General features: G+C 63.8%; 12 protein-coding genes. 3 read left to right on the forward strand and 9 right to left on the reverse strand.

Translation table 11 applies throughout. The features are described from left to right. Nucleotides 1-26: 26 nt before the first annotated feature. Nucleotides 27-314: a cupin domain-containing protein gene (locus ACREC7_RS07065; RefSeq protein ID WP_431554980.1), complete on the reverse strand. Its 288-nt coding sequence runs from the start codon at nt 312-314 to the stop codon at nt 27-29. A gap of 126 nt (nt 315-440) precedes the next feature. Here ACREC7_RS07065 and ACREC7_RS07070 point away from each other — a divergent pair, with 126 nt between their 5' ends. Beyond that, complete coding sequence (locus ACREC7_RS07070; protein ID WP_431554981.1) at nt 441-1,058, forward strand: cysteine hydrolase family protein; 618 nt, start codon at nt 441-443, stop codon at nt 1,056-1,058. Here the strand turns inward: ACREC7_RS07070 and ACREC7_RS07075 are convergent. After that, a complete protein-coding gene (locus ACREC7_RS07075; RefSeq protein WP_431554982.1) occupies nt 1,052-2,326 on the reverse strand; it encodes a glutamine synthetase family protein in 1,275 nt (424 codons plus the stop codon). The genes ACREC7_RS07070 and ACREC7_RS07075 overlap by 7 nt on opposite strands. A 78-nt stretch (nt 2,327-2,404) precedes the next feature. Next, the gene (locus ACREC7_RS07080) at nt 2,405-3,283 is read right to left on the reverse strand and encodes an aldo/keto reductase (RefSeq protein ID WP_431554983.1); all 879 of its coding nucleotides are present in this window, start codon (nt 3,281-3,283) and stop codon (nt 2,405-2,407) included. Nucleotides 3,284-3,421: 138 nt separating this feature from the next. Between ACREC7_RS07080 and ACREC7_RS07085 the strand changes: the two genes are divergently transcribed. Further along, entirely contained in the window at nt 3,422-3,877 is a 456-nt protein-coding gene (locus ACREC7_RS07085) for an MEKHLA domain-containing protein (protein ID WP_431554984.1), read from the forward strand. 18 nt (nt 3,878-3,895) lie between these two features. Here ACREC7_RS07085 and ACREC7_RS07090 read toward each other — a convergent pair whose 3' ends face one another. The 6 genes from ACREC7_RS07090 to ACREC7_RS07115 all read right to left on the reverse strand — a co-directional run bounded on the left by ACREC7_RS07090 (nt 3,896) and on the right by ACREC7_RS07115 (nt 8,795). After that, nucleotides 3,896-6,100, reverse strand: coding sequence for a molybdopterin cofactor-binding domain-containing protein (locus ACREC7_RS07090; RefSeq protein WP_431554985.1), 2,205 nt, complete (start codon nt 6,098-6,100; stop codon nt 3,896-3,898). A gap of 2 nt (nt 6,101-6,102) precedes the next feature. After that, complete coding sequence (locus ACREC7_RS07095) at nt 6,103-6,576, reverse strand: (2Fe-2S)-binding protein (RefSeq protein WP_431554986.1); 474 nt, start codon at nt 6,574-6,576, stop codon at nt 6,103-6,105. Nucleotides 6,577-7,052: 476 nt separating this feature from the next. Continuing rightward, nucleotides 7,053-7,472 carry a GFA family protein gene (locus ACREC7_RS07100; protein WP_431554987.1) on the reverse strand — a complete coding sequence of 140 codons (420 nt, stop codon included), beginning with the start codon at nt 7,470-7,472 and terminating at the stop codon, nt 7,053-7,055. A 209-nt stretch (nt 7,473-7,681) separates the two neighbouring features. After that, nucleotides 7,682-7,957 (reverse strand): hypothetical protein, encoded by a 276-nt coding sequence (locus ACREC7_RS07105; protein ID WP_431554988.1) that lies wholly within the window; start codon nt 7,955-7,957, stop codon nt 7,682-7,684. Between the two features lie 194 nt (nt 7,958-8,151). Next, nucleotides 8,152-8,388 carry a hypothetical protein gene (locus ACREC7_RS07110; RefSeq protein WP_431554989.1) on the reverse strand — a complete coding sequence of 79 codons (237 nt, stop codon included), beginning with the start codon at nt 8,386-8,388 and terminating at the stop codon, nt 8,152-8,154. A 122-nt stretch (nt 8,389-8,510) separates the two neighbouring features. Then, nucleotides 8,511-8,795: a hypothetical protein gene (locus ACREC7_RS07115; protein WP_431554990.1), complete on the reverse strand. Its 285-nt coding sequence runs from the start codon at nt 8,793-8,795 to the stop codon at nt 8,511-8,513. 168 nt (nt 8,796-8,963) lie between these two features. Here ACREC7_RS07115 and ACREC7_RS07120 point away from each other — a divergent pair. Further along, nucleotides 8,964-9,296 (forward strand): molybdopterin-dependent oxidoreductase (locus ACREC7_RS07120; protein ID WP_431554991.1); only part of this gene is annotated, 333 nt, incomplete at its 3' end.

Consider the following 9,296-nt stretch of genomic DNA (forward strand, 5'->3'; position numbering starts at 1 on the left):
ATTGCACACTAGCGCCTTTAACCGTGTCATTTGGCCTGCCTGTCCGGGCGAAAATGCACGGCCAGCCAGACCATCGGCGGCGCGGCGCACGTCCAGGTCACGCGGTGGCGGCAATGGGCCGGCAGCAGGATCCAGTCGCCTTCGCTGAGCGCGCGGTCTTCGCCCTCGCCCTCGATGTGCAGCCGCGCGGCGCCGGCAACGAGCAGCACCCATTCGTCGGTCTCCTGATCGTACCATTCACCCTCAGGTGTCACCTGCCCGCTCGACACGATGCGTTCGATGCGCAAGGCGGGGCTCTCGACAACGAGGTCCACGATTTCCTTAGGGAGTGGGCGCGCTGGCAAATCGTGCTTGAGGCTGCCCGCTTTGATCATGCTCTAGCCTAGCACAGGCCTTGCCGGGGCTTGTTGCCGGGCAAAAGATGCCGCAAAACGAGGATCATGCCAGAGCCCCTCACCCGCGACCGGCCCATCGTCAAGGGGCGCACCGCGCTTCTCATCGTCGACGTGCAGAACGGCACCTACGGTCCGGCGCAAGCCGCGTCCAAGCCGGAGTTCCACGCGGCAGCCTCGGCCCGCGTCATTCCCAACATCCGGAGTTTGCTCGATGCCTTCCGTCGCGCGCGGCTGGAGGTGATCTACACCGTGATCGAGAATTCGACCAAAGACGGGCGCGATCGCAGCCTCGACTACAAGCTCTCAGGCTTCAACATCGCCAAGGGCTCCTGGGAAGCGCGCGTGATCGAGGACATCGCGCCGCAAGACGACGAGATCGTACTGCCCAAGACCTCCTCCTCGGCGTTCAACTCGACCAACCTCGACTACCTCCTGCGTAATATCGGCATCGAGGACGCGTTCGTCGCCGGCTTCCTCACCGACCAGTGCATCGACCATGTGGTCAAAGACGGCGCCGACCGCGGCTACTACATGAATTGCGTGCATGACGCCTGCGCCGCCGAAACGGAGGCGCGCCACGACGCGGCGCTGCAATGCTTTCAAGGCTATTGCCGCATGCTTTCGACCGACGAGGTGCTGAAGCTCGTGGTCAAACCTCAATAGACCTCGGCGTAACGGGCGCAGAGCTCAGGCGGCTCGAGCGCAGCGACATGGGCAAGCTCCGAGCGCTTGTGGCGGAGATAGGCGTCGAGGAAAGTTGGGCCGAACCATTCCTTGATCGCGGCGCTTTTCTCCATGCCGTCGAGCGCTTCCCCAAGCGAATGCGGCAGAGGCGGCGCCTCGCCGGTATATTTTGGCAGAGTGAGCTTGCGCGCGATGCCGTCGGCGCCGGCGAAAATCAGCGCGCCAAGCGCCATGTAGGGGCTCGCCGAACCATCGCTGACGCGGAACTCGAGGTTGAAGGCCTTGGCGATCTTCTTGGGCGTCGTGCCAGCAAACACCGGACAGACGCGGAGCGCAGCGCCGCGGTCCTGCTTGACGATGTCGATCGCGGTCGGTGCCCAGCGGTTCGGCGTGAGCCGCAAATAAGACACCGGCGACGGCGCGGTGATGGCAGTGACGGCCGGCAAATGGTGCAGCACGCCGGCGCAGAATTGTGCCGCCACCTCGCTCAACCCAAGAGGCCCCTTCGCATCGTAGGTGACGGCGGCGCCTCCGGCATCATGCAGGCTGAAATGAATGTGCACGCCGTTGCCGACGCCGTCGGCCGTCGGCATGGGCGAGAAGATGGCGCGGTGGCCGAGGCGGAACGCGGTGGCGCGCGTGAGCTCGCGTGCGATCACCGCCTGATCGGCAGCCTTCAGCGCCGGTTGCGGGGCGATGGTCAGCTCGTATTGGCGCGGGCCATACTCGGGAAGGAACGAGTCGGGCTTGAGCCCGGCTTCGCGGAGCGCGGCGATGACGCTTTCGCCGAACCCGCCCTGACGCCGCCAGGCGCCGAGGCTATAAGCATGGCCGGGCCGGTCCTCCACCCCGGTATAGACGAACTCTTGCTCGAAGGCGGCGATGAGATGGAGCCCGCTTGCCGCATCGAGCGCGGCGATGGCGCGGCGCAGGAACTCGCGCGGGCAGCACTCCCATGGGCTGCCGTCGGTGTTGCGAATGTCGCCGAGGAAGAAATGCTCGACCGCCGAGCCGTCGGCGAAATCGACGCAGACTTCGGCGCTCATATCCGGCACCACCATGAGATCGCCACCGGTGCCGAACGGCGTATCGAGGATCGGCCCGAAGGCCGTCTGCATCAGGTTGGAATGGGTCCAGCCGACGCCCTGCTTCTTGCGGGCGGCAAGCTCTCGCGCCGGGAATCCCTTGCCGCGCACCTGCCCTGCGATGTCGCAGGTCCCAACAAAGATCAGCTCCTCGCGCAGCATAGCGGCAACCCTTACAGACTAGAGCGCCGCCACGCTAGCTCACATCGGTTACCAATCCCTCATGGCCGCCCGGTCGTTTTAAGCCGCGCGATATTCCTTGCGCCCTTCCCGGTCGAGCGCGGCGAAGTCCTGGTCCGACAGCGTGATATTCACCGCAGCCACATTCTCTTCCAGATGCGCGACCTTCGAGGTGCCTGGGATCGGCAGCATGACCGGGCTGCGCTTGAGCACCCAGGCAAGCGCGATCTGGCTCGGGGTCGCATCATGGGCCTTGGCGATGCCGTCGAGGAGCGAGCCGCTCTTGGCGAGATCGCCAGCGGCAAGCGGGAACCAGGGGATGAAGCCGATGCCATGCGTCTCGCAATAGTCGAGAACGTCCTCACTGCCGCGATCGACGAGGTTGTAGCGGTTCTGCACCGTCGCCACCTTGAACACCTTGGAAGCGGCTACGATGTCGGCGACCGACACCTCGCTCAAGCCGGCATGGCGGATGATGCCGTCGTCGAGCAGCGACTTGACCGCGCCGAACTGCTCATCGCGCGGCACCTTGGGGTCGATGCGGTGCAGTTGCCAAAGCCCGACCTGCTCCACCCCGAGCTGCTTGCAGCTCTTGAGCGCTTCCTGGCGCAGCCACTCAGGGCGCCCGTCAGTCTCCCACACGCTGGGGCCCGGGCGCTGGAACCCCGCCTTGGTGGCGATCAGCATGCCGCGATAAGGATAGAGCGCCTCGCGGATCAGCTGCTCGGAGACGTCAGGCCCGTAGGAACTGGCGGTATCGACGAAGTCGATGCCGAGATCAGGCAAGCGCTTCAGCGTGCGGATGGCCTCGGCCTTGTCGGCCGGCGGACCCCAAATGCCTTTTCCGGTGATGCGCATGGTGCCGAAGCCGAGACGATGGATCTTGATCTCGCCGCCGACCTTGAACGACCCTGACTTACTGGCATCGAGCTTGCTCATCGTCCAAATCTCCTGCTTCTTTCGCCTCAATACTAATTCACGAGGACCTCAATTGGCTCCCGCCTCCGATGGCGGTTCGCCGCAATTTCACTCCGTGGCAATTCAACGCATCAAACCGCAAGATTGGCTAGTCCGGCGATGAACCTGGCCCGCGACCCTGACTTCTTCGGCCTGCTTGTCTCGAGCTACCGGCGGACCGTGGGCGCCGAGCCGGCTTTCCTCGAGCCGGGCAAGCACCTTTCCGCCGCATGGCTCTATGAGGAGGCGCGCCACCCCGTGCTCGCCCACAACACCGATCCCGATCCGCGCTTCATCTATGCCAACAAGGCGGCGCAAGCCTGCTTCGAATATGGCTGGGACGAGATCGTCTTGCTTCCCTCTCGCCTCTCCGCCGAGCCGGTCGGCCGCGAGGATCGCCAGAGATTGCTCGACGCCGTCGCCCGCCACGGCTTCGCCACCGGATATTCCGGCTTGCGCATCGCCAAGTCAGGCCGCCGCTTCTTTATCGAGGACGGCGTGGTGTGGCAGCTGATCGATGAGGACGGCGCCGTGCGCGGCCAGGCTGCGACGTTCGCCAAGTGGCGCGACGCCTGAACGCCTTCGTGTGCACACTTAGGTTGATTTGAGGAGGCTCGTGTCGATGGGGAGCTTGCGCAGCCGCACACCGGTCGCGGCAAAAATGGCGTTGGTGACCGCCGGCGGGAGCGCCGAGGTTCCGGGCTCGCCCATTCCTCCCGGGCTCTCGGTGTTCTTGATGAGGTGAACCTCGATGACAGGCGCCTCATTCATGCGCAAGACCTGATAGTCGTTGAAATTATTCTGCTGCACACGGCCGCCCTTCAGGGTGATCTCGCCATAGAGGGCGGCGCTGAGGCCGAAAACGATGGCTCCTTCGACCTGCGCCGTGATGGTATCGGGATTGATGGGAATGCCGCAGTCCACGGCACAGACGACGCGCTGGACTTGGACCGCGCCGTCCTTTGAGACGGCGACCTCGGCGACCTCAGCCAGATAAGTCCCGAACACGGATTGCAATGCCACACCGCGGCCAACGCGTTGCGCCAGCGGTTGCCCCCACCCGGCCTTCTCCGCCGCGAGCTCGAGCACAGCCTTGGCCCGCGGATTCTCGTCCAGCAAAGCTCGACGAAACTCGACGGGATCCTTCTTCGCGGCGGCCGCGAGCTCGTCGATGAAGCTTTCGACCACGAAAATGTTGTGCGACGGGCCGACGCTCCGCCAGAACGCGGTAGGAATGCCGGGCGGTTCCTGCCGGATATAGTCGACCTTGATGTTCGGCAGGGCGTAGGGCGGTTGAGCGGCGCCATCGATCGTGTCGAAGTCGAGTCCGTCCTTGAAGACCGGCGGCGCCCAGCGGGCGAGGATGGAGGAGCCCGCGAACCGGTGACTCCAGGCGACCGGCATCCCTTGCGCGTCCAGGCCCGCGGCCAGGCGGTCGTAAAAATAAGGCCGGTACATGTCGTGCTGGATGTCCTCCTCGCGTGTCCAGATGACCTTTACCGGACCATCGACCTGCTTTGCGATCTCCACGGCGCGGATGACGCCGTCGATTTCGAGCCGCCTGCCGAAGCCGCCACCGATCAGATGATTGTGGACCTGAACCTTGTCCAAGGGCAGCCCAGTGACTTTCGCGGTGGCGTCCTGGGCGCGGGCAACCACTTGCGTTCCGAGCCAGACCTCGCAGCCGTCCTTCCGCACATCCACCGTGCAATTCATCGGCTCCATGGCCGCGTGCGCGAGAAACGGAACTTGATAGACCGCCTCGACCTTGGTGGCAGCGCTTGCGAGGCCCGCGGCCACGTCACCCGTGTTGCGCGCCACCGCGCCCGGCTGTTGCGACGCGGTCTCCAATTGAGTCACGATATCAGCCGTGGTCAGCGTCGCGTTGGGGCCGTCGTCCCAGGTGATGTCGAGCGCCGCGAGCCCCTTCTTGGCCGCTCCCATATGATCGGCGACGACCGCCACGGCATCGGGGAGGCGCACTACCTGGCGGACGCCCTTGACGGCAAGCGCCTTGCTGTCGTCGACGCTGGCGAGCTTGCCGCCAAACACCGGGCACTGCGCCAGCGTCGCCACCTTCATGCCCGGCAGCCTGACGTCGATGCCGTAGACCGTCGTGCCGTTCACCTTGCCCGGCGTGTCGAGCCGCTTGGCCGGCGTGCCGATCAGCTTGAAGTCCTTCGGGTCCTTGAGTGTGACTTGCGCCGGCACCGGCAGGGTCGCCGCTTTGCCGGCCAAAGCTCCGTAAGTGAGCGTCCGCCCGGTCGGCACATGGAGCACCGTGCCCTTCTCGGCGCGGCATGACGCCGGATCGACGTTCCACGTCCCGGCGGCCGCTGCCACCAACATGACGCGAGCGGTGGCACCGGCGCGGCGGAGCGGATCGAAGAAAGCGCGCACCGAGGTCGAGCCGCCGTCCGCCTGATCGCCGCCGAGCAAGGGGTTGCCGTAGAGTTTCCGGTCGGGAGGCGCCGCTTCGACCTGCACTTGGCTCAGCTCCACTTCCAATTCCTCGGCGATGATCATTGGCATCGACGTATAGGTGCCTTGGCCCATCTCGACCGGCGCCATGATCAGCGTCACGCTGCCGTCGGTTGCGATGCGGATGAAGGCGTTCGGCGCGAAGACATCGGCAGGCGCGGCGAGCAGACCGCTGAGTCCGGGCGGAACCTTGAAGCTCAGCAACAGACCACCGCCGAACGCGGCGCCGGCCTGCAAGAACCCCCGGCGGGAGAAACCTTTGGCGGGTGCCGCGCCGGCGGCATCATCAGTTGCGGGATCTGGTTGATCGAAGATCATGGCTAGCCCGACTGTCCAGGAGTGGTTCGCGCCGCCTGCTTGATCGCTTCACGAATGCGACGATAGGTGCCGCAGCGGCAGATATTGCCGGACATCGCCGCATCGATATCGGTGTCGCTCGGCTTGGGGTTGCTCGCGAGCAACGCCGACGCCGACATGATCTGGCCGGACTGACAATAGCCGCACTGCACGACCTCGAGATCGAGCCACGCCTGTTGAATCTTTTTGCCGGCGGGCGTGTCCCCGATCCCTTCGATGGTGGTGACCGTCCCGTCGCCCACGCTCTCGACCGGGGTGATGCAGGAGCGGATGGGGCTGCCGTTCAAATGCACCGTGCAAGCGCCGCACAGCGCCATGCCGCAGCCGAACTTGGTGCCGGTCAGCCCGATGACGTCGCGCAGCACCCAGAGGAGCGGAGTATCGCCGTCGACATCGACGCTGCGATCCGTTCCGTTGACTTTGATGGTGTAGGCCATGGGCGTCTCGCGCCTTGCGCCGACCGGGGGACCATAGATTTCTGCAACTTTAGGGCAATCGCATGACGACTGCATCCAGTGCTGCAAAAGCAGGAAAACCATAGCCGCCGGCTATTGGAAGAACCAGCCGGCGCCGACCACATGTGTTCATGTTCAATCGGACAAACGGCCAGCCGGTTGGAGCCTTCGGTCAACAGGCCGCCCCAAGATCGGAGACCTCTCATGAAGAAGATTTTCCTCGCCGCCGCTTTGATCCTCACCTTCGCCGCCGCCACTGCCCCGGCCATGGCCGAGCAGTTCGGCAACCCCTACAGCCAGCGCTAGACCTTGCGGCGCTAGGCCGTAACCGGGGACGCTGATGACCATCAACCTCTTCCCCCTCCCCTATTGGGCACCCGCCTTCCAGCGGGTGCCCAAATTTCCTTTTTCGCCACCGCTCCCCGTCAAGAAACCCGATGACGGCCAGCCGATCCGCTTCACTTCGGCGATGGCGGCGGCGGCTGCCGCTCGTGATGCGGGAGGTTCGGATCGATGGCCGCCCAGCTTGGGGCCATCGAGGTCCAGATGGTGATGCTGGGCTTGCCGATCTCCGGATCGTCCAGCGTTCCGGCGCGCACAGTGAAAAAATGCGGGCGCCTTTCGCTCTGGATATAGACGTGGGTTCCGCAGACCGGGCAGAAGCGGCAATGCATGACGTTGCCGCTGTCGGCCGTGTTGACGAGGTCGCTGAGCGCGCCCTCGATGCTGACGGCCTCGGTCAGGAAGGTGACGTTGACCGTGGCGCTGCCAGCGCCGAGGAACTGGCAAAATCGGCACCAGCAGATCCGCGCCACCAGCGGTTCGGCTTCGATTCGATACCGCACGGCGCCGCACTGGCACCCGCCGGTTATGGTCATTCGATCCTCTCTTTGCGGTCCTGGTCGATCTAGGTACGGCGCCGCACAAAAGGCGGGCCACAGTGGAGCATGAGGAGGATCGCATCTCCAGCCGAATTCCCTACTACTTTTGGCGGAGGATTTTACCATGCGAGCATAAGGAATGTTTGCCGCGACACGTCTCAGCGCCGCGGTTGTGCTTGAGCTTGGAGCAAGCCTAACGCGTCCTGCTAGCGGGCGGCCCGCTTGCGGCGCTCGACCTCGGCCTGGCTGACCTCGCCGCCCTTGACCAGCGCATTCACGCAGACCTTGGACAGATTGTGCCCATTCCGGTCCATGCACGACCTGAGACCCGAGGTCTCTAGCCCATATTCACTGCAAAATTGCTTGTAGTCGTCCTTGCAGGCCGCTTGCACCGCCTTGGTGATCGGTTGAGCTTGCGCCGCGCAGGCCAAGCAAACGGCCGAGACGACACCGACAAGCAGTCTCGCGCAATAGGAATTCATCAACATAGCCTCCCCGCCCCGTTGAAGCGATCGATTGAGAACGGCGGAGTTTAAAGCGATTCCCTTGGCGATGCGTACCCTCCTCCTAAAGAAAGTGTGCTTGCTTGCATCTGCGCAACAGGTTGGACTATCGCTTCGTCAACCAGGAAGTGAGATGAGCGCAGTTCGCCCTGGCTTGCCTCGACGACCACCCGTCAGCGAACGTCGCACGATTTCGGGTCCGCAAGGGCAGCGTCGGTCATGTTTTCCCAATCCGGCGGGGCGAAGGTGCAAACGGCGACCGACTTGTCCTTCTGCAAGGTCACGAGGACGTGGTTGGTCTTCCCTCTCCCTTCCTCGGCCGGATTTAGGGTCACGGCCTTGATCTCATAGCCGTCGGCAATAAGCTGCGGGAACGGTCGCTGCTTCTCGCTACCTTGGGCAAGGCACATAGACGCGCTCGCAAGCAACTGTATAGAAACAGCACACACCAATGCTTTGCGTATGGCATCTCCTCGCACCACCGGCGTTGCCACCCTCCTGTCAAGCGGATGTGATGAACGCGACCCTGATCCTACTTGCCCAACAGCTTCTTCTGCTGATCGACATATTCCTGCGAAACGTCGCCGGCCGCGACCAGCGCGTCGACGCAAGCCTTGGTCATGTTGCGGGCGTTCTGCTTGAAGCAGATGTCGAGAAGCTCGCTGCCAAGCCCATACTGGTTGCAGAACTTGTCGTATTCCCAGGCGCAAGCGTCCTGCACCGCCTTGGTGACGGTGACCGACTCGGCTTGCGCCGCACCGGCAACGCCAAGCATCGAAGCACAAGCGACGAGCAACAAAACGCGATACGATTTCATGGATATTCCCCCTGTTACTGCATGTATTGGACGGAGGGAGTTTAGAGACTTTTTTCGTCATGAGCCATGCTCCAAGGGATGCTCGGAAGCTATGGTTAACATGCGTGTGGCGCAGGGCCTCGTGTGCTTATCTGTAAGATGTCGAGTCTGGCATTAGAGAATTGAAGCATGATCACCCGCGGATTTACCGGACGGCAGCAGACGCCCGACATCGCCAAGCGGCTGCCGCCTGGGCAATCGCTGACCGCCGACTTCCCCGTTCTGTCCGCCGGCCCCACGCCTCGTATCAGCCTCGAGGACTGGTCCTTCACCCTCAAGGTCGGGCCGAAGCCTGTCGCCAAATGGAACTGGGCAGAGTTCAACGCACTGCCCAAGGCCCACCAGCTCCGTGACATCCACTGCGTCACCAAATGGTCGAAGCTCGACACGCTTTGGGACGGCGTGCTGGTCGACGATGTGTTCAAGGCCGCAGGCATCGGCGAGCCGCCGACCAAGTACATC

The sequence above is a fragment of the Methyloceanibacter sp. genome, assembly GCF_050728395.1.
In the GTDB taxonomy this organism is placed as follows: domain Bacteria; phylum Pseudomonadota; class Alphaproteobacteria; order Rhizobiales; family Methyloligellaceae; genus Methyloceanibacter.

What these genes read in the sequence shown, in the direction of transcription:
- ACREC7_RS07070 (WP_431554981.1), top strand. Translation starts at nt 441, where the DNA reads ATGCCAGAGCCCCTCACCCGCGACCGGCCCATCGTCAAGGGGCGCACC.
- ACREC7_RS07075 (WP_431554982.1), bottom strand. Translation starts at nt 2,326, where the DNA reads ATGCTGCGCGAGGAGCTGATCTTTGTTGGGACCTGCGACATCGCAGGG.
- ACREC7_RS07080 (WP_431554983.1), bottom strand. Translation starts at nt 3,283, where the DNA reads ATGAGCAAGCTCGATGCCAGTAAGTCAGGGTCGTTCAAGGTCGGCGGC.
- ACREC7_RS07085 (WP_431554984.1), top strand. Translation starts at nt 3,422, where the DNA reads ATGAACCTGGCCCGCGACCCTGACTTCTTCGGCCTGCTTGTCTCGAGC.
- ACREC7_RS07090 (WP_431554985.1), bottom strand. Translation starts at nt 6,100, where the DNA reads ATGATCTTCGATCAACCAGATCCCGCAACTGATGATGCCGCCGGCGCG.
- ACREC7_RS07095 (WP_431554986.1), bottom strand. Translation starts at nt 6,576, where the DNA reads ATGGCCTACACCATCAAAGTCAACGGAACGGATCGCAGCGTCGATGTC.
- ACREC7_RS07100 (WP_431554987.1), bottom strand. Translation starts at nt 7,472, where the DNA reads ATGACCATAACCGGCGGGTGCCAGTGCGGCGCCGTGCGGTATCGAATC.
- ACREC7_RS07105 (WP_431554988.1), bottom strand. Translation starts at nt 7,957, where the DNA reads ATGAATTCCTATTGCGCGAGACTGCTTGTCGGTGTCGTCTCGGCCGTT.
- ACREC7_RS07110 (WP_431554989.1), bottom strand. Translation starts at nt 8,388, where the DNA reads ATGTGCCTTGCCCAAGGTAGCGAGAAGCAGCGACCGTTCCCGCAGCTT.
- ACREC7_RS07115 (WP_431554990.1), bottom strand. Translation starts at nt 8,795, where the DNA reads ATGAAATCGTATCGCGTTTTGTTGCTCGTCGCTTGTGCTTCGATGCTT.